Source organism: Acidisoma cellulosilyticum, assembly GCF_020621385.1.
Classification (GTDB): Bacteria; Pseudomonadota; Alphaproteobacteria; order Acetobacterales; family Acetobacteraceae; genus Acidisoma; species Acidisoma cellulosilyticum.
The window spans coordinates 492,322-515,284 of record NZ_JAESVA010000001.1 but is presented as its reverse complement, the minus strand read 5'-3'; the positions used below and the strand labels follow the sequence as shown (position 1 = coordinate 515,284).

Annotated in this window: 20 protein-coding genes and 1 tRNA gene; 10 read left to right on the top strand and 11 right to left on the bottom strand. The window is 63.5% G+C overall.

Features of this window, described 5'->3' with window-relative positions; all coding sequences use genetic code 11:
• Positions 1 to 12: 12 nt before the first annotated feature.
• The gene (locus ACELLULO517_RS02355; RefSeq protein WP_227305514.1) at positions 13 to 891 is read right to left on the bottom strand and encodes an ATP-binding protein; all 879 of its coding nucleotides are present in this window, start codon (positions 889 to 891) and stop codon (positions 13 to 15) included.
• A 241-nt stretch (positions 892 to 1,132) separates the two neighbouring features.
• Here ACELLULO517_RS02355 and yajC point away from each other — a divergent pair, with 241 nt between their 5' ends.
• A complete protein-coding gene (gene yajC / locus ACELLULO517_RS02350) occupies positions 1,133 to 1,492 on the top strand; it encodes a preprotein translocase subunit YajC (RefSeq protein WP_227305513.1) in 360 nt (119 codons plus the stop codon).
• 189 nt (positions 1,493 to 1,681) lie between these two features.
• Here yajC and ACELLULO517_RS02345 read toward each other — a convergent pair whose 3' ends face one another.
• On the bottom strand, positions 1,682 to 2,284 hold the full coding sequence (locus ACELLULO517_RS02345; RefSeq protein ID WP_227305511.1) for a superoxide dismutase: 603 nt from the start codon (positions 2,282 to 2,284) through the stop codon (positions 1,682 to 1,684).
• Between the two features lie 159 nt (positions 2,285 to 2,443).
• On the opposite strand from ACELLULO517_RS02345, the gene ACELLULO517_RS02340 reads away from it, so the two are divergent.
• Entirely contained in the window at positions 2,444 to 3,283 is an 840-nt protein-coding gene (locus ACELLULO517_RS02340; protein WP_227305510.1) for a squalene/phytoene synthase family protein, read from the top strand.
• Here the strand turns inward: ACELLULO517_RS02340 and ACELLULO517_RS02335 are convergent.
• Positions 3,280 to 4,062, bottom strand: a complete 783-nt coding sequence (locus ACELLULO517_RS02335; protein ID WP_227305508.1) for an alpha/beta fold hydrolase — start codon at positions 4,060 to 4,062, stop codon at positions 3,280 to 3,282. The genes ACELLULO517_RS02340 and ACELLULO517_RS02335 overlap by 4 nt on opposite strands.
• Before the next feature lie 7 nt (positions 4,063 to 4,069).
• Positions 4,070 to 5,074, bottom strand: a complete 1,005-nt coding sequence (locus ACELLULO517_RS02330; protein ID WP_227305506.1) for an NAD(P)H-quinone oxidoreductase — start codon at positions 5,072 to 5,074, stop codon at positions 4,070 to 4,072.
• Between the two features lie 194 nt (positions 5,075 to 5,268).
• Between ACELLULO517_RS02330 and ACELLULO517_RS02325 the strand changes: the two genes are divergently transcribed.
• The 4 genes from ACELLULO517_RS02325 (at position 5,269) to rpmG (ending at position 9,214) form a co-directional block, all read left to right on the top strand.
• Positions 5,269 to 6,507 carry an ABC transporter substrate-binding protein gene (locus ACELLULO517_RS02325; protein WP_227305504.1) on the top strand — a complete coding sequence of 413 codons (1,239 nt, stop codon included), beginning with the start codon at positions 5,269 to 5,271 and terminating at the stop codon, positions 6,505 to 6,507.
• Positions 6,508 to 6,617: 110 nt separating this feature from the next.
• Entirely contained in the window at positions 6,618 to 6,788 is a 171-nt protein-coding gene (locus ACELLULO517_RS02320) for a DUF1328 family protein (RefSeq protein ID WP_227305502.1), read from the top strand.
• 321 nt (positions 6,789 to 7,109) lie between these two features.
• Positions 7,110 to 8,900 (top strand): chloride channel protein, encoded by a 1,791-nt coding sequence (locus ACELLULO517_RS02315; protein WP_227305500.1) that lies wholly within the window; start codon positions 7,110 to 7,112, stop codon positions 8,898 to 8,900.
• A 146-nt stretch (positions 8,901 to 9,046) separates the two neighbouring features.
• Positions 9,047 to 9,214 (top strand): 50S ribosomal protein L33, encoded by a 168-nt coding sequence (gene rpmG / locus ACELLULO517_RS02310; protein WP_227306051.1) that lies wholly within the window; start codon positions 9,047 to 9,049, stop codon positions 9,212 to 9,214.
• 200 nt (positions 9,215 to 9,414) lie between these two features.
• Here the strand turns inward: rpmG and ACELLULO517_RS02305 are convergent, their stop codons facing one another.
• Complete coding sequence (locus ACELLULO517_RS02305; RefSeq protein ID WP_227305498.1) at positions 9,415 to 10,380, bottom strand: KpsF/GutQ family sugar-phosphate isomerase; 966 nt, start codon at positions 10,378 to 10,380, stop codon at positions 9,415 to 9,417.
• Positions 10,381 to 10,429: 49 nt separating this feature from the next.
• Positions 10,430 to 12,103 (bottom strand): amidase, encoded by a 1,674-nt coding sequence (locus ACELLULO517_RS02300; protein ID WP_227305496.1) that lies wholly within the window; start codon positions 12,101 to 12,103, stop codon positions 10,430 to 10,432.
• A gap of 73 nt (positions 12,104 to 12,176) precedes the next feature.
• Between ACELLULO517_RS02300 and ACELLULO517_RS02295 the strand changes: the two genes are divergently transcribed.
• Together ACELLULO517_RS02295 and ACELLULO517_RS02290 are read left to right on the top strand one after the other, a co-directional pair.
• A complete protein-coding gene (locus ACELLULO517_RS02295; protein WP_227305494.1) occupies positions 12,177 to 13,013 on the top strand; it encodes a PhzF family phenazine biosynthesis protein in 837 nt (278 codons plus the stop codon).
• A gap of 132 nt (positions 13,014 to 13,145) precedes the next feature.
• Complete coding sequence (locus tag ACELLULO517_RS02290) at positions 13,146 to 13,568, top strand: DoxX family protein (protein WP_227305492.1); 423 nt, start codon at positions 13,146 to 13,148, stop codon at positions 13,566 to 13,568.
• 215 nt (positions 13,569 to 13,783) lie between these two features.
• Here the strand turns inward: ACELLULO517_RS02290 and chrA are convergent, their stop codons facing one another.
• From chrA to ACELLULO517_RS02270, 4 genes are all read right to left on the bottom strand, one after another.
• Positions 13,784 to 15,022: a chromate efflux transporter gene (gene chrA / locus ACELLULO517_RS02285; RefSeq protein WP_456304382.1), complete on the bottom strand. Its 1,239-nt coding sequence runs from the start codon at positions 15,020 to 15,022 to the stop codon at positions 13,784 to 13,786.
• 93 nt (positions 15,023 to 15,115) lie between these two features.
• Positions 15,116 to 16,549, bottom strand: coding sequence for an NAD-dependent succinate-semialdehyde dehydrogenase (locus ACELLULO517_RS02280; RefSeq protein ID WP_227305490.1), 1,434 nt, complete (start codon positions 16,547 to 16,549; stop codon positions 15,116 to 15,118).
• Between the two features lie 176 nt (positions 16,550 to 16,725).
• Positions 16,726 to 19,152: a phosphoketolase family protein gene (locus ACELLULO517_RS02275; protein WP_227305488.1), complete on the bottom strand. Its 2,427-nt coding sequence runs from the start codon at positions 19,150 to 19,152 to the stop codon at positions 16,726 to 16,728.
• Between the two features lie 403 nt (positions 19,153 to 19,555).
• Positions 19,556 to 20,032, bottom strand: coding sequence for an Lrp/AsnC family transcriptional regulator (locus ACELLULO517_RS02270; RefSeq protein ID WP_227305486.1), 477 nt, complete (start codon positions 20,030 to 20,032; stop codon positions 19,556 to 19,558).
• 316 nt (positions 20,033 to 20,348) lie between these two features.
• Here ACELLULO517_RS02270 and ACELLULO517_RS02265 point away from each other — a divergent pair, with 316 nt between their 5' ends.
• Positions 20,349 to 21,143 (top strand): transporter substrate-binding domain-containing protein, encoded by a 795-nt coding sequence (locus ACELLULO517_RS02265; RefSeq protein ID WP_227305484.1) that lies wholly within the window; start codon positions 20,349 to 20,351, stop codon positions 21,141 to 21,143.
• Between the two features lie 109 nt (positions 21,144 to 21,252).
• Positions 21,253 to 22,680: a hypothetical protein gene (locus tag ACELLULO517_RS02260; protein ID WP_227305483.1), complete on the top strand. Its 1,428-nt coding sequence runs from the start codon at positions 21,253 to 21,255 to the stop codon at positions 22,678 to 22,680.
• 64 nt (positions 22,681 to 22,744) lie between these two features.
• Here the strand turns inward: ACELLULO517_RS02260 and ACELLULO517_RS02255 are convergent.
• A tRNA-Gln gene (locus tag ACELLULO517_RS02255) sits at positions 22,745 to 22,818 on the bottom strand.
• Between the last annotated feature and the right edge of the window lie 145 nt (positions 22,819 to 22,963).

Below are 22,963 nucleotides of genomic sequence, written 5' to 3'. Positions count from 1 at the left end.
ACCCGCTGACGGTCAATCCAGGCTACCGGGAATGGTCACGCCCAGGCGCCCCGCAGTCTCCTGAATATATTGCCAGGCGACGCGGCCTGAGCGGCCACCGCGGGTGACGGACCATTCCACCGCGCCGGCGCGCAGCGCGTCTGTCTCGATCGGCAGGTGCAGCGCCCGCGCATAGCCTTCGATCATGGCGAAGAAGGTCGGCTGGTCGCAGTTATGGAAGCCGATCCACAGGCCGAAACGGTCGGAGAGGGAGACTTTCTCCTCAATCGCCTCGCCAGGATTGATTGCGGTCGCTCGTTCGTTGTCGATCATGTCGCGTGGCATCAGGTGCCGGCGGTTGCTGGTGGCATAGAACAGCACATTGTCGGGCCGGCCTTCGATGCCGCCGTCCAGCACCGATTTCAGTGCCTTATAGTCAGCGTCCTCCTTCTCGAAGGAGAGGTCGTCGCAGAGCACGACCGAGCGCTCGGGCCGGCCGCGCAGCAGGTTCAGCAGCTCCGGCAATGTCCGCAAATCGTCACGGTGGATTTCGATCAGCTTGAAGGGGCTGACGCCGTTCACCCGGCTGTCGGCCGCGACGGCTGCGTGCGCGGCCTTCACCAGCGAGGATTTGCCCATGCCGCGCGCCCCCCACAGCATGGCGTTATTGGCCGGGAAACCGCGGGCAAAGCGGCCCGTATTCTCCAGAATGATCTGTTTCTGCTGATCGACGCCCTGAATGAGGTCGATCGGCAGCCGCGCGATATGCGGCACGGGCACAAGCCGACGCTCGGCCGGCTGCCAGATGAAGCCCTCGGCAGCTGCAAGATCGAGCGCGGCGGGGGCCGGGGGGGCCAGCCGCTCCAGCGCGTCCGCGATGCGGGTCAGAAGATCAGTGAGCGAAGCATCCATCGGGCTTTTCCGTCCAAGGCGAGGGCAGGGGCGCGGACGCGCATCAGGCAGCCGAACGCTTCTGCCTTGAAAGAGATAGGTAATTTCTGGCAGGGCAGCCTCCTGCTCGTGACAAGGCTTGACGGCGGATCAGCGCGCCCTATGGTCCCGCGAACTTGAGCCTGGGCCGTGTTATGACGATCTTTCCAGATCCCATCACGCAGCCTTGCGCCTTCACGCAGTAACCGAACCGGATGCCCCAATGCACCTGATTTCCCCGGCCTTCGCCCAGTCGCTTGGTGGCGGCACCTCTCTCGCGGGCCTGGCCCAATTCGCCCCACTGGTCCTGATCTTCGGCGTTTTCTACTTCATCCTCATTCGTCCGCAGCAGCAGAAGCAGAAGGCCCTCAAGGCCAGCCTCAGCGCCATCAAGCGCGGCGACCGCGTTCTGACCTCGGGCGGCATCATCGCCGTCGTGCAGAAGATCAAGGAAGGCTCGGACGAGGTTGAGGTCGAGATCGCGCCGAATGTCCGCGTGATGGTCATGCGCTCGACGATCTCCGGCATCATCAAACCGGTGGCGGCCAATGACGCGAAGCCGGCGGTGACGCAGGCTTCTTAACGCTTCCATCGCTTCGACCGAAAAAAAAGCCCGGGGTTTTGCCCCGGGCTTTTTTATTGGAACCATCCTTCATGTCGTCCGCGCACTGGTTGCGCGGATCTACCCGGTTGGGCAGGCGCCAATATGGCGCCATGCGCCATGGCGGGTAGGTCCGCGGGACAGGGCCGGGGATGACTGAAGAATTGTGCCTCAGCCGAGTTCGGCTTCGGCGAATTCGTAATTCGCCAGCTTGTCCAGGAAGTTCTGGGTGTAGTCCGGGCGGCGGTTACGGAAGTCGAGGTAGTAGCTGTGCTCCCAGACGTCGAGGCCGAGGAGAACCTTGCCTTCGCCGGTCGCGAGCGGGTTGGAGCCGTTCGGGGTCTTCGTCACCTTCAGCTTGCCGTCGGCGGCCAGAACCAGCCAAGCCCAGCCGGAGCCGAACTGCGTGGTCGCGGCCACCTTGAAGGCGTCCTTGAAGGCCTGAACCGAACCGAAATCCTCGGTGATCTTGGCTTCCAGCTTGCCCGGAATGGCGCCGCCCGTGGGGGACAGGTTCTTCCAGAACAGGATGTGGTTCCAATGCTGGCCGGAATTGTTGAAGACCGGCGCCAGGTCGCTCTGGCCGTAGGAGAGTTTCACGATCTCTTCCAGGGACTTGCCCTGCAGAGCCGCATTCTTCTCCACGAAGCCGTTCAGCGCCGTGACATAGGCCTGATGGTGCTTGCCGTGATGCAGCTCCAGCGTTTCTTGGCACATGCCGGCGCCAGCCAGGGCCGAGACGTCATAGGGCAGTGCGGGAAGCTCGAAAGCCATGATGCGCTCCATTCGTTTTTTGGGATCGGGTTGAGGGCCAAAGGTCAGCCAGCAGGGCCCTGCTACACAGCCTAACTTATTCCGAGGCCAGGATGCGTCAACCCACCCCCGGCGCCCGATATCGCCGGATCGCACCGATCCGCTTGGCTTCACCGCTTCTTGCGTAACCTTGCCTTCGGCCTTGGGGCGGTCCATCACCCGGCCATGCTCTCTCCCCTTGGCGAATCGCTGCGCCGGCATGATCCGGACCGTTTTCTGACCACGCTTTTTGCCCCCGTGGAGCGGCGGGAGGCGCTGGTGATCCTCTTCGCGTTCAATCATGAGCTTGCCCGCGCGCGGGAGGTGACGAGCCAGAGCCTGCTCGCCCTGATCCGCCTGCAATGGTGGCGGGAGGTGGTGGAGGGCGAGGCGAAGCCGGGTGAGATTTCGACGCCGCTTTTTGACCTGATCGCGACGGGAATGGTGGAGCGTGAGACGCTGCTCGGGATGATCGACGCGCGGGAGGCCGAGGTCGACGGGCATTTCGAGACGCTGCAGGCCTGGCGGGATTGGTTGCTCGCCGGTGCCGGCGGCTTGGCGGTCGCGGCAGGACAGGCGCTGGGTGTACGGGACCCGCAGGTGCTACACGGGCTGCGCCTGCGTGGCGCGGCCTATGGCGCGGCCGGTTTGCTGCGCAGCCGCTTCGCGCTGGCCCGGCAGGGCTTCGCGCCCTGGCCGGTCGATCTGCTGGAGCATCAGGGGCTGATCCCGGAGGACGCCGCAGCCCGGCCGACGGATGCCGCGCTGGTTCCGGTATTGTCGGCGCTGAAGGCCGAGGGCGCGGGCTGGCTGAAGGCGGCCCGTCTGGCGCCGCCACTACCGCGTGTGGCGCGGGCCGCCGCCCTTCCGGCGATCCTCGCGGCGCGTGACCTGAAGCGCCCGCTGGATCAGGCGCCGGGTCTGCGCGGCTTTGGCGACCGGTTCGCGGTCACGCTCGCGGCGCTTTTCGGCCGACCCTAACCCTCGTCGAGGAAGGGCGAGATGGCGGCGATGAAACCGGCCGGGTCGTCCACGTGCAGCCAATGCCCTGCCTTTTCCAGCACGACGAAGCGCGCGGCCGGGAAAAGGTCGCGGATTCCGGCCTTTTCCCCATCCATCAGGTAATGCGACCGCCCGCCCGCGATGAACAGCGACGGTCCGGGATATTGAGCCGCGCTCGGCTCCCAGCCTTCGATCACCGGTATGGCCTCCGCCAGTTCCGACAGGCCGATGCGCCAGCCATTGGGCTGGGTACTGCCCAGCCGCAGGTTGAGCAGCAGGAAGGAACGGATCATCGCATCCGGAATGCGGTCGGCGAGCGCCGCGCTCGCCTCCGCGCGCGTCATGCCGGGGGTGAGCTGAAGCGCCAGCATGGCCTCGGCCAGGGCCGCATTGCCATGACGATAGGTGCGCGGGGCGATATCGGCGATGATGACGCGTTCCAGCAGGTCAGGGCGGGTGAGGGCGAGGCGCATCGCGATCTTGCCGCCCATGGAATGGCCCAGCAGCCGGCAGCGGGTGATGCCCATCGCTGCCAGCGTCTCGGCCACGTCCTCCGCCATGGTGCCGTAGGAGGCGACGGGGCCATGCGGGCTCTCGCCGTGATTGCGCAGGTCCATGGTAATGACCTGGCGACCGCCGCCCGCGAGCGTCTTCTGATGCTGGCCCCAGTTGCGAGCCGAGCCGTACAGGCCGTGCAGCAGAATGACCGGCGTCCGTCCGTCCGCCGCTTCGCCCAGCGTAATCGTTTTCAGCAGCATGGCCGGGTCAGTCCGCCACTTTCAGCATGACCTTGCCGATATGGGTGCGGCTCTCCAGCAGGGCATGGGCGCGGGCGACGTCGGCGAGCGGAAACACGGTCTCGATCACCGGGGCGCAGCGGCCTTCATCCAGAACGGGCCAGACGCGCTCCCGCAATCCGCGCGCGATGGCGGCCTTTTCGGACGCCGTGCGGGGGCGGAGGGTGGAGCCCGTTACGGTCAGGCGCTTCACCATGATCGGTTGCAGGTCGACGTCCTGCATCTTGGCGCCCTGCAGGAAGGCGATGAAGACCAGCCGTCCGCCGCGCTTGAGGGATGCGATATTGCGCTCGAAATAAGGGGCACCGACGATATCCAGAATGACATCGACGCCGCGATGGGCGGTCAACCGGTTGACCTCATCGGCGAAATCGACCGTGTGATAATCCATTGCGGCATGGGCGCCCAGGCGCTCGACCGCACGGGCCTTGTCGATACTGCCGACGGTCGTGAAGACGACGGCGCCGAATTCGGCGGCCAGCTGAATGGCCGTGATGCCGATACCGCCCGAGCCGCCGTGGATCAGCACGCTTTCGCCCGCATGCAGGCCGCCCATCTGAAACAGATTGGCCCAGACGGTGAAATAGTTTTCCGGCAGCGCCGCCGCCTGCACCGCGTCATAACCGGTAGGCCAGGGCAGGGCCTGGGTCGCCGGCACCGCGCAATATTCCGCGTAGCCGCCGCCATTAGCGAGCGCGCAGACGCGGTCGCCGACCGCGTAACCGGTGGTGCCTTCCCCCAAGGCCGCAACCGTGCCGGCGACTTCCAGGCCCAGGATCGGGCTGGCGTCGGCCGGTGGCGGATAGGCGCCCTGGCGCTGCAGGACATCCGGCCGATTGACGCCCGCCGCTTCCACGCGAATGAGGATGTCGCCGGGGCGCAATGTCGGCATCGGCGCTTCGGCCAGTTGCATGACCTCGGGGCCGCCGACGCCTTGGGCCAAAATCGCAAGCATGGACTGCGGAAGCGTCATGGAATGGGTCTCGTCCGTCTGGGGGTGGGGCCGGCCGAAAGTTGACGCTGACGGCGCTCGCTGCCGTCAGGTCAGGTCGATTTAGTTAAAGCGCTGCCCTTTCGCCGCCAAGGCCAGGGCAGTAGTAAGGCCAGCCTATCAGTCATGCGACAGCGCGTGATGCTTGTCTTGACGGGTTTCAGGAGCTTTCGTCGATGGCCGCTGGGCGGCGCAGTGTTTTGGGCGGCTTGGCGGCGGGGTTTGCGGCAGCGGCAATGCCGGCCAAAGGTCATGCCGCGACGCCGCCTCGCAAGAACGATGATCGCATCGTTATCGGTGCGCTGTTTCCGCTGACCGGGCCGCTGGCGACGCTGGGCAATGAGTGCCTGCGCGGCGTGCAGCTGGCGACCGATCTTTGCAATGCCGGCGGTGGGCTGTTCGGCAAGCAGATCAACCTTGTGCAGGGTGACGCCGCCGACCCTGATCGTGCGGTCGCTGCCGCCCGCAGCATGATTTCCGATCAGCAGCCGGTTCTGATCTTTGGTACCGGCGACAGCACGCTCAGCCTCGGTGCCAGCGAAGCGAGCGAGGGCTCGGGCATTCCCTATTGGGAACTCAGCGCGACCATGCCGTCGATCACGACGCGCGGCTTCCATTACCTGCTGCGTATCTGCGACACCGAAAACGGCGTGGCTGACCGTGCGGTGGAAGCGGCCGAAACTTTGGTCGCGCCGGCCCTGAAACAGGCCCCCGCGTCGCTCTCCGCCACGCTGCTCTATTCGGATGGATCGAGCGGCATGGCGCTGCTGCCGCTGATTGCCGCCGCCGCCCAGCGCCGTGGGATGACCGCGCCCATGACCATCGCCTATCAGTCGGAGGATGCGGATTTCACGGCGATCGCCGCACGTCTCGCCGCCATGCAGCCCGACGTTCTGATCCATTACGGCAGCAGCGAGGATGTGGTGCTGCTGCATGCCGCGCTCGCCACCCGGCGCTGGCGGCCGCGCGCCATGATCGGCGCTTCCTCGGCCTATGGCTCCCGCGACACGGCGATGATGGTGGGACCGGCATTGGAAGGCACGCTCGCGGTCGGTGTCACCCCCTATAGTATCGATACGCGGCTGGCGCCGGACGCCGCGATGGTCGCAACCTTGTACGAGCAGCGTTTCGGCGCCGCGCCGCGTTCCGGCCTCAGCCTGTCGCATTTCGCGGGTGCCGGGCTGTGTTTCGACGTGCTGCGTCTCGCCAAGACGACCGACAAGGACAAGGTGCTGAACACCGTGCAGGGTCTGGGACTGGCCCAGGGCACGCTCGCCAATGGCTGGGGCGCGCTGTTCGGAGCGGGCGGCCAGAACCTGCGCGCCTTCACCGCGCTCACGCAATGGCAGGATGGGCGCCTGGTCTCATTGCTGCCCAAAGACGGTGCATCGGGTCGGTTCCGGCTGCGGGTCTGATCGTCGCCTGTTCACGTTTTGCGGAAGACCTGCCGTGGCGGTGCTAAGCCGGCGTTGGAAAACGTCCGGGAATCCCTACCTGTTTTTCATCACAAACAGAGGTGTTCGTCATGTTGAAATGGGCGATCATCTTCGCGATCATTGCCATTATCGCCGGCGCGCTGGGCTTTACCGGCATTGCGGGCGCATCGGCAGCCATCGCGAAGCTATTGTTCTTTGTCTTCCTGGTTATCTTTCTCGTCTTCCTGGTCATGTCGATCACGGCGGCGCGACGACTATAGCGGGGCCTGTCCCGCTTCCGACGAAAGTTTCGCCAAAAAGGGCGCAGTTGCGGCAGCAGCTGCGCCCTTTTTGTAGCGCACACGGCTTGTGGCAATGCTTTGCTCTGTCGTGATCGTTGGGGAGACGATTTTCGGCCGGTTTCCCCGCTCCCCGTCTTACTTCCTCCTTGAAGTTATGAGCAAAAGAGAGAGGTCGCGGTTATCCACCGCGGCTGCAGGCGGAATGGGCGGCGGCCGATCCGGGCCGCGGTCTGGAATTCTATTTGCATGACGGCAGGCACCGCTCGACGGGCGGTTGGTTGAGCCTCGGGACTTTGGACGATGTCGACGCGCACTTGGCCAGGCCGCAGCCGCCGCCAACAATGGGGAGACTGGGTTCTCCACGCCCCGCAGACCTTGCGGGCGCTGGTGCGCGCGGACGAAATCTGGCTGACCGTTCTAGCAGCGGCGGTCGGCGTCTGTGCCGGCATCATCGTCGTCACCATGAACGGCACCATTCAGCTTCTGCATGAAACGCTGTTCGATATTCCCAGCACCGGAAGGCTGAGTTCGGCTTCCGAAATCGCCATTCCCCGGCTGCTGCTGGTGCCGACCCTGGGTGGGCTGCTGCTGGGCCTGCTGGGCCTGGGCCTCGCGCGTTGGCGGCCGCATCGCGCCATCGATCCGATCGAAGCCAATGCCCTGTATGGCGGGCGCATGTCTTTCACCGACAGCATCATCGTCTGCCTGCAGACGCTGCTGTCCTGCGGTGTCGGCGCCTCCGTCGGGCTCGAAGCCGGCTATACCCAGATGGGCTCGGCGCTGGCCTCTTCCCTCGGGCGTAGCTTCCGTCTGCGGCGCACCGACCTGCGGCTGATGGTCGGCTGTGGTGCTGCCGGCGCCATCGGTGCCGCCTTCAACGCGCCGCTCGCCGGTGCCTTCTACGGCATCGAGCTGGTCATCGGCACCTATACCATCGGCAATCTGGCGCCGGTCGTGGTGGCCTCGCTGACGGCGGTTTTCGTCGAGCGCGGCCTGCATGGCGGCATCGACGGGTTCAATCTGCTGCTGCCGGATGCCTTTCCGGTCGTCCAATTCGTGCCCATCCTCGCCTTGGGCATCATCTGCGCTTTGGTCGCGATCGCGGTCATGCGCGGCGTCACGATCGCGGAGAGCTGGTTCCGCCGCAGCCCGCTGCCTGTCTGGTCACGTCCCATGGTCGGAGGCCTGATCGTCGGCCTCTGCGGCATGGTGACGCCCATGGTGCTGTCCTCCGGCCATGGCGCGCTGCGCGACGGTTTGGGCATGGATTATCCGCTGCTGCTGATCCTGACCGGCCTTGTGCTGAAATCTATCGCCTCGGCCGTCTCGATCGGGTCCGGCTTCCGCGGCGGCCTGTTCTTCGCCTCGCTGTTCCTGGGCTCGCTGGTCGGCAAGGTTTTTGCCGGCGTGCTGGCGCTGCTGGCCGTGGGGCCGGTGCTGCCACCCGTGGTCTACGGGCTGATCGGCATGAGCGCGATGGCGGTCGCCGTCATCGGCGGGCCGCTGACCATGTGCTTCCTGGCGCTGGAGAGCACTCAGAGTTTTCCTCTCACGGTCGCGGTGCTGGCTGCCGTCATCGTCTCCTCACTCACCGCGCGGCGCACCTTCGGCTATTCCTTCGCGACTTGGCGCTTCCATCTGCGCGGCGAGGCGATCCGTAGCGCCGTCGATATCGGTTGGGTCAATAGTTTGAGCGTCGGGCGCATGATGCGGCGGGAACAGCGGACCATCCCAACCACGACCAGCCTGGACACGTTCCGCCGGGATTTTCCGCTGGGCTCCACGCATCGTGTCATCGTGGTGGACGAAAGCGGGCGCTACGCCGGGATCGTGCAGACCTCGGAAGCCTTCAGCCCCGATATCACGGCCGATCGTGTGGGCGAGCTTCTGCACGTCCCCGACACCGTCCTGACACCGGCCATGACGGTGAAAACCGCCATCGCCCTTTTCGAGGAGTCGGAGAGTGACGCGCTGGCCGTGGTCGATAGCAGCGAGCATAGGCATGTCATCGGGCTGCTGACGGAACAGCATGCTTTGCGGCGCTATACCGAGGAATTGGACAGGCGGCGGCGGGAACTTTCCGGCGAATAGGGTCCGCTCTGCGCAGTCTGGGCTTGACCGCGCAGGGCCGATGGGTCATTTCCCGCGCCTGTTTTGAAATTAACGCGCTGGTCGAAGGCGCCGATACCGCAAGGGCGGTTGAGGCGGACTCAAGGGCGGCGACGGGAAGTGGACCTATGGCGAAGTCGAACACCGTTCAGATCAAGCTCCTCTCCACCGCGGAGACGGGCTATTTCTATGTGACCAAGAAGAACACCCGTGCGCAGACGGGCAAGCTGGAATTCAAGAAATACGATCCGGTTGCCCGCAAGCATGTCGTGTTCCGCGAAGCCAAAATTAAGTAATTTGGCTGGCGTCGATATCGGCGCCGCCTGCGGCAATGGGGTGTTCCGCGCAAGACAGGCGCGGATGACGGGATAAGGGGAGCTCCTTCCCCTCGTCGTCTCCGGGTTTGGCCCGGGAACCATCCTATACAGCGATTTGCGATGAAAAACCCCGCTGCGGCCATCGGCTGCGCGGGGTTTTCGTCTATGGCGCAGATGCTTCAGGCGACCCCGGCCCGCAGCAGATCGTGGATATGAACGAGGCCGACAGGCTTATCACCCTCGACCACGAAAATGCAGGTGATGCGCATCTCGTTCATCCGGGCGAGCGCCAAGGCGGCCAGATCGCCTGGCGCCATGATCTGCGGGCGCCGGCCCATCGCCTGCTCCACCGGCATATCGACGAAACCGGCGCGGAAAGCGCGGCGCAAATCGCCGTCCGTCAGGGCACCGACCAGATGTCCGGCCTTGTCCACCACGGCCGCGATCCCGAAGCGCTTGGAGGTCATCTCCACGATGCCCTGCGACAGCGTGGCGCTGCCCGGAACCAGCGGCAGCTGGTCCCCCGTATGCATCAGCGCACCCACCGTCAGCAGGCGGGCGCCGAGCTTGCCGCCGGGATGGTAGCGCTGGAAGTCATGCGCCGTGAAACCGCTCCGCTCCAACAGCAGGATCGCCAGCGCGTCGCCCGCCACCAGCTGCATGGTGGTGCTTGTGGTCGGCGCCAGCCCGTTCGGGCAGGCTTCCTCGGCGACGGGCAATAGCAGTTTGAGATCGGCAGCGCGGCCGAGCGCGCTGTCGGCGCGCGACGTCATAGCCACCAGCTTGATGCCGAAGCGGCGGGTATAGGCGACGATATCGGCGAGTTCGGGTGTCTCCCCCGACCAGGACAGCGCCAGCACCACGTCATTCGGCGCGATCATGCCCAAGTCGCCATGGCTCGCCTCGGCGGGATGGACGAAATGGCTGGGCGTGCCGGTGCTGGCGAGCGTCGCCGCGATCTTGCGGCCGATGAGCCCGGATTTGCCCATGCCGGTGACGATGACGCAGCCGCTCTGCTCGATCAGGCTGGCGACATCGGCGAAGCTCTCATTCAATCCGTGCGGCAAGGCGGCTTCTAGGGCTGCCAGGCCCTGCATTTCCGTGCGGATGGTACGCAGAACAGTTTCGGTGACGTATGGTGTCATAGTGGGGCTCCGGCCGCCTGTTTAGGCGAGCCGGGCCCGGAGGTCGAGATTACAGCAGCTTGGGCGCGCGACGGTGATGCGTCGCCTGCTCATAGGCATAGGCCTGGGCCAGCAATTCCGCCTCGCTCCATTTCGGCCCGACGAAGATGAGGTTGAAGGGCGCGCCGGAGGCATAGAAGCCGGCCGGCACCGTGACGCCGGGAAGGCCGGCGATATTGATCTCGCTCACCGTCGTCTCATCGATACGGCCGCCGCTATGCAGCCCGGCCAGATCGGTGCGCATCTGCGGGAAGCAGAGCCCGTCGAGCTTCTCGGCCGCGAAGACCGTGTTGAAGATCTCCATATAGGCTTCGCGCGCTTCGACGAAGTCCGACAGGTCGGGCGGGACGCTGGGATTCGCCAGGCAGGCCGCGAATTGCCGGGCATAGGTCATGTAATGCAGCGCGCCGCCGGGGGCGAAGGCGTCGTCCTTCGCCGTCGCCGCCGCGAATTCCGCGAAGGTCTTCAGCGCGGCATCCGGACCCAGGCGCTTTAAATACTGCTCGACGTCATAGGGCACGGATTCCATGCCGCGGGCGTCGAAATCCTGCCCCGGCACGGTCTGCTGGCGGAGGTCCGCGAAACCGCTGCCCGCGAAGGGGTCGGCGATCAGGATGGCGCCCTGGGCAGTCAGTTCCGCCTGCGTCTTCGCATAAAGGCTGGCCGCTTCGTCCGACAGCGGCTGGTTGCGCCAGCCGGCGCCATAGAGGCCGATGCGCTTGCCCTGCAAAGCGTCCTTGGAGAGTTTTGACGTATAGCCGCCCTTCGGCTTGTGGCCGACGCCCGCGATGGTCTTGGGGTCTTCCGCCGTGAAGCCCGCCAGCACGTCCAGGCAAAGGGCGGCGTCACGCACGCAGCGGGCGATGGGCCCGACGACGTCGCGATGCGCCGACAGCGGCACCACGCCGGCATTGGGCACCAGCGCATGGCTCGGCTTGATACCGACCAGCCCCTGGGCCGAGGCCGGGTTCTGGATCGATCCGCCGGTCTCTTCGGCCAGGCCCAGCACCGCGAGGCTGGCAGCGACGCAGGCGGCGGTGCCGGTGCTGCTGCCGCCGGGCAGCAGAGCAGGGGCCGCGACATTCAGCGTCGGCCCCGCGAAACTGTCATTCGCATCCGCGCCGGTATGGCTGAGGATCGGCACATTGGTTTTGCCGAGGATGACGGTGTCCGCCGCTTTCATGCGCGCCACGACCGGGCTGTCGGTGGCGGGCATCAGATCGACGCCGCCGGTCTTGCTGTAAAGCTGCGCCCAGCCGGCGGTGGTCGGAATGCCGACCATATCCATCGGGTCCTTCACGACGACCGGAATACCGGCCAGCGGCCCAAGCACTTCGCCGGCCGCGCGGCGGCGGTCGATGGCGCGCGCCGTCTCCAGCGCATCCGGGTTCACGAACAGGATGGCGTTGTATTTCGGGTTGTATTCCGCGATGCGGTCGAGAAAGGCCTGCGTCAGCGCTTCCGAGGTCGTGGTGCCATCGGCCATGGCCGCCTGAGCCGTTTCGACCGTGAGTTCGACAAGATCGATGGCAGGCGAGGGGGCAGGGCTTTCGGTCATCGCAGAGACGCTCCAATGCAGATTGCGGACGGAGGCAACCGCGCCCCCGAAACGGTTGGTCAGAATGCTGAAGCCTGGATGCAAGATGCCGGCCGCCTTCGCGCGATGGCGGGCAGGGGCGGTCATGCCTTGTCGATGATGGCCTTGTCCCAAGGCCGCTGCCTAGGATGATGAATTGGGATCACGAAAGAGAGCTGCGATGAACCGCCCCTTCCGTCTGGTCGATGTCTTCGGCCGCGATGATTTTTCAGGCAACCCGCTTGCCGTGATTGCGGATGCCGAGGGGTTGGATACCGAGACGATGCAGCGCATCACGCGCTGGCTCAACCTGTCCGAGACGACGTTTCTGTTGCCGCCGACGACGTCCGAGGCCGATTATCGCGTGCGGATTTTTACGCTGACACGGGAATTGCCTTTTGCCGGTCATCCGACGCTCGGCACCTGCCACGCCTGGCTGGAAGCCGGCGGCAAGCCGCGCACCTCTGGTCGTATCGTGCAGGAATGCGGCGCCGGCCTCATCACCGTCCGGCAGTCGGAACAAGGTCTGGCCTTCGCGGCCCCGCCCTTGCTGCGTTTCGGGCCGCCGAGCGAGGCCGAGATTGCGGAGATCGCGGATTTTCTCAATATCGGTCGGGATGCGATTGTCGAGGCCGCCTGGATCGACAACGGCCCTGGCTGGATCGGCATCATGCTCGGCTCCGCTGGCGAGGTTCTGGCTTTGCAGCCGAAGCGTCACCATGCGCGGTCCATTGAAGTGGGCGTCGTCGGGCCGCATTCCATCGGGCAGGAAGCGGCGTTCGAAGTGCGCGCCCTGTTCACGGATACGCAAGGCGCGGTGATTGAAGATCCCGTCACCGGCAGCTTGAACGCTTCGGTCGCGCAATGGCTTTACGCGTCGGGCCGCGTCGACGGTCCCTATATCGCGGCGCAGGGGACGGTTCTGGGGCGTACCGGACGTGTGCAGATCGAGCGCGATGGCGACGGTCAGATATGGGTCGGCGGCGCTACGCGTACGCTGTTCTCTGGTCAAAGCTGACGATCCGGACAAGGGATCGCGGTGGCGATCCCTTTCCAATCATTTCTGAAGCGCCCATAGAGAGGCAAGGCATGGGCGCCGCGGCTTGTGTTCGGCGCTATTCATTGTTGAATCGGCATAAAGGATAGGCCCGTGCAAAATTCAGGCAATCATCAGTTTCGCGATGAAGTGGTGCTGGTCGCACGGCTGATGCTGGTATTGCTGTTCCTGATTTTCGGTTGGAGCAAGATGACGAATTTTGCTGGTACCGTCAGCTATATGGCACAGACGGGCATGCCTTTGCCCTTCCTGGGGGCTGTCGTCGCGATCATTATCGAATTCTTCGTTTCGATCGCGGTTCTGCTCGGGATCTTCACCCAGCCGCTGGCCGTGCTGATGGCGCTTTATACGCTCGCCACCGGTTTCATCGGCCACAAATATTGGTTGATGACAGGCGTAGCAAGATACGAAAACGAAATCAATTTCTTCAAGAATGTCAGCATCGCCGGCGGCTTCCTGCTGCTCTACGTCACCGGCCCCGGCCGCTATGCCTTGCCGATCGGCAAGCGCAGCTAAGCCTTGTTCCTATCCTGACGCTAGAGCCTGTCAGGTTTTAATAGATAATTTGTCATCCGCGCACTTGTTGCGCGGGCTACGCGCCCCGGACCTACCCGCCGCGGCGCCAGCCGGCCGATCGCTTGCTCCGCCGGGTAGATGCGCGGGTCGGGGTGCGGCCGGCCAGGCCCGCGCACGACAGATTTGGTGGCGTTTCCAACTAAACCTGACGGACTCTAAAGGTTCGGTATCCATCCTTGCGCGGCACCTAAAACTGCCAGCACCAGGACAAGGCGCCAGGGTGCGATCTGCCACAGCGTCAGCAGCAGGAAGCCGAGGGTCGCAAGCACGAAATCCGATGGCTTGATAACGGCGCTTGTCCAGACAGGATTATAGAGCGCCGCGCCCAGGACGCCGACAACGGCGGCATTCGCGCCAGCCATCGCATTGCGAGCATAGGGGCGGCGCCTCAGCTTGTCCCAGAAGGGCAGCATGCCAAGGACCAGAAGCATGCCGGGCAGGAAAAGACCGGCGAGGGCGACCGCGGCGCCAGCGATCGCTTGGCCGCCGGGGGCGATCATGGCTCCCAGATAGGCCGCGAAGGTGAAGAGCGGCCCCGGCACCGCTTGGGCCAGACCATAGCCTGCCAGAAAATCCTGATCTGTGATCCAGCCGCGCGGCACCAGGGCCTGTTGCAACAGCGGCAACACGACATGGCCGCCACCGAAAACCAGCGCGCCCGCATGGAAGAAAACGCGAAAGACAGACCATGCCGTCCGCGTCGTATCGGCAGGCATCAGGCTAAGCAGAAACAGGATCGCGCAGAGCAGCAGCGCCATTGCGCCGGTCCGCGGACTGACAGGAAAGGTCAGGCGGCCGGCATCATCGGCTGGGCTCTTACGATCCAACCTCAGTCCCAGCGCCGCACCCAGCGCGATACAGGCAAGGGGAGAGGCCAGACCGCCCGCCATCAGTGTCAGCGCGAGGGCGACAAGGGCAATCGCCGCCCGCGCTTTGTCCGGTGCCAGGCTCCGCGCCATACCCCAGACCGCCTGCGCCACCACGGCGACGGCCACCAGTTTCAACCCATGCAGCAGGCCGAGGGCGACTGCCCCATGGAGATCGCGCGCGGCGAGCGCGAACAGCACCAGCAGCACAGCCGAGGGCAAGGTGAAACCGGCCCAGGCGGCAATCCCGCCCGCCAAGCCACCGGCCCTCAGCAGGCCAAGCGCGAAGCCGACCTGGCTGGAAGCCGGTCCCGGCAGGAACTGGCATAGGCTGACCAGATCGCCGTAGCTTTCCTCGTCGATCCAGCGCCGACGCCGCACCAATTCGTCTCGGAAATAGCCGAGATGAGCGATCGGCCCGCCAAAGGCAGACAGACCCAGGCCCAGAAAAACCTGGAAGACTTCGGCCGCTGTGCCGGGTCCTTTCGGGCCTGGCGGGAGCGGAGAAGGATCAGACAAAGCGGACAAGCGACGAGGAACCGTTCCGGGGAAGGGGCGTCACCCCGTCACCCGGTTCGCGCTTCCGCGCGGAGTATCCACGAAGACGGCGCCGCGCCTTGGTCAAGCGACGGTGACGAATTTGGTATTGAGATAGGCGTCGATGGCTTCGGCGCCGCCTTCGGACCCATAGCCCGAATCCTTCATGCCGCCGAAGGGCGTTTCCGGCAGCGCGAGCCCGGCATGATTGATCGAGAGCATGCCGCTTTCGACCCGGGTGGACAGCGCCTGTACGGTCGCGGCCGAGCTTGTATAGGCATAGGCGGCCAGACCGTAGGGCAGGCGGTTGGCTTCCGCGAGAACGTCATCCAGCGTCGAGAAGGGCCGGAACAAGGCGAGGGGACCGAAAGGTTCCTCGTTCATGGCGCGCGCGTCCAGTGGCACCCGGCTCAGCACCGTCGGCTGGAAGTAATTGCCGGCATTGCCGAGACGTTCGCCGCCGGTGACGAGCGTCGCGCCCTTCTGCACGGCGTCCTGCACAAAAGCCTCCATCGCCTGCACGCGGCGGGGATTGGCGAGCGGCCCCATCACCGTGCCCTCGGCCAGGCCGTCGCCGACCGTGATGGCGCTGGCCGCCGCCGCGAAATCCGCGACGAACCGGTCATAGACACGCTCCTGCACCAGGAAGCGGGTGGGGGAGACGCAGACCTGGCCGGCATTGCGGAACTTGCTGGCGGCCAGCAGCTTCACTGCGATATCGAGATCGGCATCCTCGAAGACGATGGCCGGGGCATGGCCACCCAATTCCATGGTCGCGCGCTTCATATGCTGGCCGGCCATGGCGGCGAGCGTCTTGCCGACGGGGGTGGAGCCGGTGAAGGTGATCTTGCGGATGACGGGATGCGGGATGAGATAGGTCGAGATGGTTGCCGGGTCACCATAGACCAGGCCGATCACGCCCGGCGGCACGCCGGCATCATGGAAGGCCTGGATGAGGGCTGCCGGGGAGGCCGGGGTTTCCTCGGGGCCTTTAGCGATGATCGAGCATCCGGCCGCGAGGGCGGCCGAGACCTTGCGCACGATCTGGTTGATCGGGAAGTTCCAGGGTGCGAAGGCGGCGACCGGCCCCACCGGCTCCTTCACCGCGGTCTGCATGATATGGCCGGCGCGCGGCGGGATGACCCAGCCGTAAGCACGCTGCGCCTCGCCCGCGAACCAGTCGATGATATCGGCGGCGGCGGCGGTCTCGACCCTGGATTCGGCCAAAGGCTTGCCTTGTTCCAGGGTCATGAGCCACGCGATGGCCTCCACCCGCTCGCGCAGCAAGGTGGCGGCCTTGCGCATGATGCGGGCGCGTTCATAGGCCGAGGTATTGCGCCAGATATGAAAGCCGCGTTCGGTGGCGGCGAGTGCGCGGTCGAGGTCGGCGATCTCCGCCCGCGCCAGGGTGCCGATCGGCTCGCCCGTCGCGGGGTTGAGCACGGGCAGAACCCCGCCGGCCAAGGCCGGCCCCCAAGCGCCATCAATGAAAAGCTGCGTATCGGGATAAGCGGACATCGGAGAACCTTTCGAACAATCGCGGCGGACGTCAACACATAGGCAGCGCAGTCTCCGCCATCACGGCGGCAGCGTCCACGGACGGATGCCATGCGTTCCGATCTGGGCTCGGGATTATGTTGAGGCCGCGCATAAAAAAGGCGGCCCGGAGGCCGCCTTTTGTTGCCGAGGCTGTGTCAGCCCCGCGCTTTCCAGGTCCAATGGACGATCTCCGGCGGATCGATGCCTTCGGCATAGGCATAGTGGCGGCAAGCGATCTGCTGGTCCTTCAAAGTCTCCCGCGCATGCGATCCGCGCAGTCTGAGGGACGGAACGCGGTCGATCGCGTCGATCGCGAGGGTGAAGCGGTCGACCTGATTTTGGATCGCCAGTTCCATCGGCGTGTTGATATTGCCCTTTTCCTTATAGCCACGGACATGGAAATTGACGTGATTGTTGCGGCGATAGGTCAGGCGATGGATCAGCCAGGGATAGGCGTGGAAATTGAAGATCACCGGTTGGTTCGGCGTGAACAGGGCATCGAATTCGCGGTCCGAAAAACCGTGCGGATGCTCGGTATCCGGCACCAGCCGGAAGAGATCGACGACATTGACGAAGCGGATTTTCAGATCCGGGAAATGCCCCATCAGCAATTCCGTCGCGGCGAGCGACTCCATGGTTGCCACATCACCGCAGCTGGCCATGACGATATCCGGTTCGCTGTCCTTGTCCGTGCTGGCCCAGTCCCAGATACCGGCACCCTTGGTGCAATGCTTTTGCGCCGCGTCGATATCGAGATAGGAAAGATGCGGTTGCTTATCGGCGACAATGACGTTGACGTAGTTCTTGCTGCGCAGGCAGTGGTCGCCGACGGAGAGCAGGCAATTGGCATCCGGCGGCAGATAGATGCGCGTCACGCTCGGGCTTTTATTGGCCACGACATCCAGAAAGCCAGGGTCCTGATGGGTAAAGCCGTTATGGTCCTGCCGCCAGACGGTCGAGGTGATCAGCAGGTTGAGGGAGGAGACATCGGCGCGCCAGGGCAGCTCGCTCGACTTCTCCAGCCATTTGGCGTGCTGGTTGAACATCGAATCGATGACATGGACGAAGGCTTCGTAGGTCGAGAAGAAGCCATGCCGTCCGGTGAGAAGATAGCCTTCCAGCCAGCCTTCCAGCGTATGCTCGCTGAGCATTTCCATGACATGACCGTCCTGGGTGATCTCGGTCCCATCGGCATCTTCCGGGAAATACTCACCCATCCAGACTTTCTTGGTCACGTCATAGATGGCGGTCAGCCGGTTTGACGCATTCTCGTCCGGGCTGAAGACGCGGAAATTATGCGGATTGTCGCGGGCAATGTCGCGCAGCAGCTGGGCCAGCACGGCGGTCGGCCCGACCTCGGTCTGGCCGGGGGTCTCGACCGGTACAGCATAGTTGCGGAAGTCCGGCATCTTCAGGGATTTGCGCAGCAAACCGCCATTGGCATGCAGATTGGCGCCCATGCGGCGGCCGCCCTCAGGTGCCAGGGCCGCGAGTTCCGGCATAAAACAGCCGTTCTCGTCGAAGAGCTCTTCCGGCTTGTAGCTGCGCAGCCAGGCTTCCAACTGCGCCAGATGGGCCGGATTTTCATGCACTTCCGCCAGCGGCACCTGATGGGCGCGCCAGAAGCCTTCGACCTTGTGGCCGTCGACCTCTTTGGGGCCGGTCCAGCCCTTGGGGCTGCGCAGCACAATCATCGGCCAGCGCGGACGCTGGATCGGCCCGCTGCTCGCACGCGCTTCCGTCTGGATGCGGCGGATTTCCTGCACGCAATGCTCAAGCGTGGCGGCCACGGCCTGATGCATGCTCTCCGGGTCCGACCCTTCGACGAAATAGGGCTCATAGCCATAGCCGCGGAAAAGGTATTCGATCTCGTCATGCGGAATGCGGGCGAGGATGGTCGGATTGGCGATCTTGTAGCCGTTGAGATGCAGGATCGGCAGCACGGCGCCGTCGCGCACGGGATTGAGGAATTTGTTGGAATGCCAGGCCGTTGCCAGCGGCCCGGTCTCGGACTCGCCGTCGCCGACCATCACGGTCACGATCAGGTCCGGGTTGTCGAAGGCCGCGCCATAGGCGTGGGAGACGGAATAGCCCAGCTCGCCGCCTTCATGGATGGATCCGGGCGTTTCCGGTGTGCAATGGCTGCCGATGCCGCCGGGGAAAGAGAATTGCTTGAACAGGTGGTGCAGACCGTCTTCGTTCTGGCCGATATCGGTGTAGATTTCCGAATAGGAGCCTTCCAGATAGACGTTGGAGATGATGGCCGGCGCGCCATGTCCGGGACCCGCAATGAAAATGCTGTCTAGATCGTATTTTTTGATCAGCCGGTTCATGTGGATATAGATCAGGCTCATCCCCGGATCTGAACCCCAATGGCCGAGCAGACGCTTTTTGATATGCTCCGACTTCAGGGGTTCACGGAGCAGGGGATTCTCCCGCAGGTAGATCATGCCTGCCGAAAGATAGAGAGAGGCATCCCAGTAGCGCTGTATGCGGCGCACTTCATCGGGTTGCAAAGGCGCGCCACTGACCGTCGCGCGAGCGGGTCCATAGGCGGTGATAGACTGCGTGTCGGGTGCCATGCACATCTCCAAGACCAAAGTTTTTTGAGGCAATCTGTCGAAGCAGCGTCTCTGGTAGCTTTGTCCAAGTCGCCTGCATCCGAATGTCTGTCGCATCCTTGAGGCAGGACGTTACTCAACCACGGATGGAGCCGGACTGTCGATGCGCGGAACCTTAGCGCATTGTACAAGCTTCGCCTTGATTTGGGTCAAAGTCAGGATTTTGGCGCAGGGTCGCCAAATACTCCACTCACTTGGGCCAGCGCGTTCAAATTTTCGTCATGCCCAAGGTTTCACAAACAAAACACTTTTCGTGAATTTTTAAAGGCATTATTCTAAGCAATACTGCAGGTTGTAAATATTCATTGGATGAAAATCTGGCTGGTTGACCTGATGCTGTGCTTTGGTCTGATAAAGGTCAGTGCTAGGTCAACAGATCAATCGGCAGGTTCAGGCCAAGTTTCACGACGTTGAGAACGACATTCGTGTTGATCCGGCGGATCTGCGGATTTTGTGCCATCATACGGGAACAGAGGGAATCGAACGCATCGATGTCCTGAGCCAAGATAATCAGAATGACATCGATCGGACCGGTCACGTAATAGGCTTGTTGGATCGATTGCTGTTTCGCAAGCCAAAGCCGGAATTTTGGCAGCGCATCGTAATTGTCGCGTTCGATCTCGACGCCTGCGATGAAAGTCATCAATGGGCCGGTTCGGTTTCGGTCGAGGACGGCGACTTCGGCTGCGATGACCGCGTCGCTCCGCAGCCGCTTCAGACGGCGTTGCACCGCTGATGCGGACAGGCCAACGGCCTCGGCAATCGCTTCGGCTTTCAGGTGACAATCATGCTGGATCAGGCGCAGAATTTTGCGGTCGAAACCGTCTATCGGATCAGCCATGAAGCCTCGGGGGAATGGCGGCGCCAGTTCTTGATATCTTCCCTGGATGCCGTCCTAGGCGCCGCATGATCCCATCCCAAGGCTTGAAGAGCAGAAAGCCGACAGATCTACGAAACAACCATTATCGGGTAGAAAGGCTGCGACTCATGGCCTCCGGCGCCAGAAAAAAGTCATTTTAGGCAGGTTTTTGCGGTCCCGTCCTTTTGGCCCGCCCATAGCTTTTTCAGTGTTCGTCGCGATTTCGGCTCGGGCTTCGGGTGACTGGTCGCGAGCGCTTTTTTCGGCTCTCTTCATCAAGATCAAGGTTTTCCCCTGAATGAAACGCCTTCTGCGACTTCTTCTTCTGTCCGCACCCCTGCTCGGCATGGCAACCGTTCCCTTCGTCTCGTCCAAGGCCCATGCCGATTCCATCACCGTCGGGCTCGACGACGAATCCTATCCGCCCTTCTATTCGAAAGGGGCCGACGGCAAGTGGCATGGGTGGGAGCTTGATATGCTCGCCGCCGTCTGCGCGCAGATGAAGACGGAATGCAAGACGAAGGAGATTTCCTGGGACGGCCTGGTCCCGGCGCTTCAGCAGAAGCAGATCGACATGGTCTGGGCATCGATGACGATCAACGGGGAGCGCCGCAAGGTCATCGACTTCACCCATTTTTACTATAACTCGGCGATTGTCATGATCGGCTCGAAAGACGATCCGACGAAGGTCGATTGCGGCAATCTGGCAAGCTTCAATGGCAAGGTCATCGGTGTGCAAGCCGGGACGATCTTCTCCTCCTATATGCAGGCGGCGCCGCATTCCGTGCAGGTGAAGACCTATGACACGGTCGATAATGCCCTGGCCGATCTGTCCAGCGGCCGCATTGACTATGTTCAGGAAGGCATCAGCACGTTTGCGACCTTCCTGGCCAAGAACGCCGATTATGTTGTAAAAACAACCTGCCCGGGCAATGATATCCTGGGCTATGGCGTCGGTGGCGGTCTGCGTAAGGGCGATGATGCGCTGAACAAGAAAGTCTCCGACGCCATCCTGGCCTTGGCGGCCAATGGTACCTGGGACGCGATCACGGCCAAGTATCCGGAAATCAAGGGCCTTATCACCAAGCCGTAAGGCGAATGTAACGGCGGGTCTGGGCGAGGTTCACCGCCAAGACCCGCCGGGGTCCCGCCGTAGCGGGAAACGGTGTAAGCAGGGGCGCCAATAGAGATCGCCGGGACCCATGCGCCTGCTTCGCTCGCCAATACTGATTTTTCTGCTCGCGGCGCTGCTGACGCGGGTGCCAATGTTCGGCAACCCGGTCATCTATACGGACGAGGAATTCTATCTCCTCGTCGGCTCGCGCATTCTCCACGGCGCCATCCCCTATGTCGATCTGTGGGACCGAAAACCCGTCGGACTGTTTCTGCTCTATGCGGCCATGCGCGCCTTGGGCGGCCATGGCTTGCTCGCCTATCAGATCGTCGGCACCGGTTTCGTTGTGCTGACAGCCGAACTCATCCGACGGATCAGTGCAGAATTCAGCACAAGCTTCGGCGCCGTCTGTGCCGGCCTGGCCTATATTCTCTGGCTCAATCTGGGTCATGCCGGTGCGGGCCAATCCCCCATTTTCTACAACCTTCCGGTTTGTGCCGCGGGTTTGATTACCCTGCGCGCCGTGCTGGGTCGCCGTTCGCCCTTCCTCGGTCTATTGGCGGCGGGCTGCGCCGTCATGCTGCTGATGGGGCTGGCGATGCAGATCAAATACAGCGCGCTCTTCGAAGGTATGTTCTTTGGACTGACCTTCCTGTTTCTTGCCTATCGCGAGCGCGGTTTGGTACATGCGCTGACCTCGGGCACGATCTGGATCGCGGTCGCACTGCTGCCGACACTGCTTGCGGCGGCCGTCTATCTCGCCATGGGACAATTCCAGGCCTTTATCTTTGCGAATTTCATATCGATCTTCTCGCGCGCGGATACGGCGGGGAGCGTGTTGCTTCTGCGCCTGATGCTCATCCTGGTCGTGCTGCTGCCCTTGATTCTGTGCGCCATCCTGCCTCTGCTTGATGCCAAGGCAGACGCACGAAACGCCGTCCGCTTCGTCAGGTTGTGGCTCGCGGCCGCTATCCTGGGGCTGCTGATCTTCGGCACCTATCTGCACCATTATCTATTGCCGGTTCTGGTGCCGGCTGCAGCGGCGGCGGCCTCTCTGCTCGGGCGTCCCCGCTTTCGGATGGCGGCGATCGCCATGCTCGCGATCGGTTTTGTGGTGGGGGAGAGCATGATGCTGGTCAGTCTTAAGCATCACGGTTCGGCGCATCAGTTCGACAGGATTGCGCAGGCAATCGACCCGGCAGGCTGTCTTTATGTCTATAGCGGCGATCCGGCTTTCTATAACGCGACCCATGCCTGTATCGCGACGCGGTTCGCTTTCCCCAGCCACCTGTCGCGGTTGGAGGAGGCGAAGGCGCTGGGCGTCGATCCCCTGGCCGAGGTCAACCGCATCATGAACAGCCGGCCGGCGACGGTGATCGTCAGCTTGCCGTATAGCGATGAAAACGAAGCCGCCCGCCAGATCGTGCTGGCTGACACGGCCAAGGACTACCACCTGGCACTTCGCGCCAAACTCGGGCGGGATGACGTCGATGTCTACCGATTGGCGGGGCAGTAAGGTCGACCTGGGAGGTCAGCGGCTGAGCTGCCCTGGCTTTGGCGGCAATTTTCAGGAAAATCGCTGGCTGGGGGACCTGGATTCGAACCAAGGCTGCCCGGGTCAGAGCCGGGAGTTCTACCGCTAAACTATCCCCCAACGGGATGGCGGCGAGTTACCATGCTCCCCCGCCCGGATCAACCCGCCGCGTATGCGTGAAATTCATGTGAACCCCGCGTCGGTGACGCCTTGCCAGCAACCCTGCCATCGGCACGGCCGTCGCACTCTCCTGGGCCTGCCCCTT

What these genes read in the sequence shown, in the direction of transcription:
- ACELLULO517_RS02335 (WP_227305508.1), bottom strand. Translation starts at nt 4,062, where the DNA reads ATGCTGCTGAAAACGATTACGCTGGGCGAAGCGGCGGACGGACGGACG.
- ACELLULO517_RS02345 (WP_227305511.1), bottom strand. Translation starts at nt 2,284, where the DNA reads ATGGCTTTCGAGCTTCCCGCACTGCCCTATGACGTCTCGGCCCTGGCT.
- ACELLULO517_RS02330 (WP_227305506.1), bottom strand. Translation starts at nt 5,074, where the DNA reads ATGACGCTTCCGCAGTCCATGCTTGCGATTTTGGCCCAAGGCGTCGGC.
- ACELLULO517_RS02295 (WP_227305494.1), top strand. Translation starts at nt 12,177, where the DNA reads ATGAACCGCCCCTTCCGTCTGGTCGATGTCTTCGGCCGCGATGATTTT.
- ACELLULO517_RS02325 (WP_227305504.1), top strand. Translation starts at nt 5,269, where the DNA reads ATGGCCGCTGGGCGGCGCAGTGTTTTGGGCGGCTTGGCGGCGGGGTTT.
- ACELLULO517_RS02275 (WP_227305488.1), bottom strand. Translation starts at nt 19,152, where the DNA reads ATGGCACCCGACACGCAGTCTATCACCGCCTATGGACCCGCTCGCGCG.
- rpmG (WP_227306051.1), top strand. Translation starts at nt 9,047, where the DNA reads ATGGCGAAGTCGAACACCGTTCAGATCAAGCTCCTCTCCACCGCGGAG.
- yajC (WP_227305513.1), top strand. Translation starts at nt 1,133, where the DNA reads ATGCACCTGATTTCCCCGGCCTTCGCCCAGTCGCTTGGTGGCGGCACC.
- ACELLULO517_RS02305 (WP_227305498.1), bottom strand. Translation starts at nt 10,380, where the DNA reads ATGACACCATACGTCACCGAAACTGTTCTGCGTACCATCCGCACGGAA.
- ACELLULO517_RS02355 (WP_227305514.1), bottom strand. Translation starts at nt 891, where the DNA reads ATGGATGCTTCGCTCACTGATCTTCTGACCCGCATCGCGGACGCGCTG.
- ACELLULO517_RS02260 (WP_227305483.1), top strand. Translation starts at nt 21,253, where the DNA reads ATGCGCCTGCTTCGCTCGCCAATACTGATTTTTCTGCTCGCGGCGCTG.
- ACELLULO517_RS02280 (WP_227305490.1), bottom strand. Translation starts at nt 16,549, where the DNA reads ATGTCCGCTTATCCCGATACGCAGCTTTTCATTGATGGCGCTTGGGGG.
- ACELLULO517_RS02270 (WP_227305486.1), bottom strand. Translation starts at nt 20,032, where the DNA reads ATGGCTGATCCGATAGACGGTTTCGACCGCAAAATTCTGCGCCTGATC.
- ACELLULO517_RS02300 (WP_227305496.1), bottom strand. Translation starts at nt 12,103, where the DNA reads ATGACCGCCCCTGCCCGCCATCGCGCGAAGGCGGCCGGCATCTTGCAT.
- ACELLULO517_RS02265 (WP_227305484.1), top strand. Translation starts at nt 20,349, where the DNA reads ATGAAACGCCTTCTGCGACTTCTTCTTCTGTCCGCACCCCTGCTCGGC.
- ACELLULO517_RS02320 (WP_227305502.1), top strand. Translation starts at nt 6,618, where the DNA reads ATGTTGAAATGGGCGATCATCTTCGCGATCATTGCCATTATCGCCGGC.
- ACELLULO517_RS02315 (WP_227305500.1), top strand. Translation starts at nt 7,110, where the DNA reads ATGTCGACGCGCACTTGGCCAGGCCGCAGCCGCCGCCAACAATGGGGA.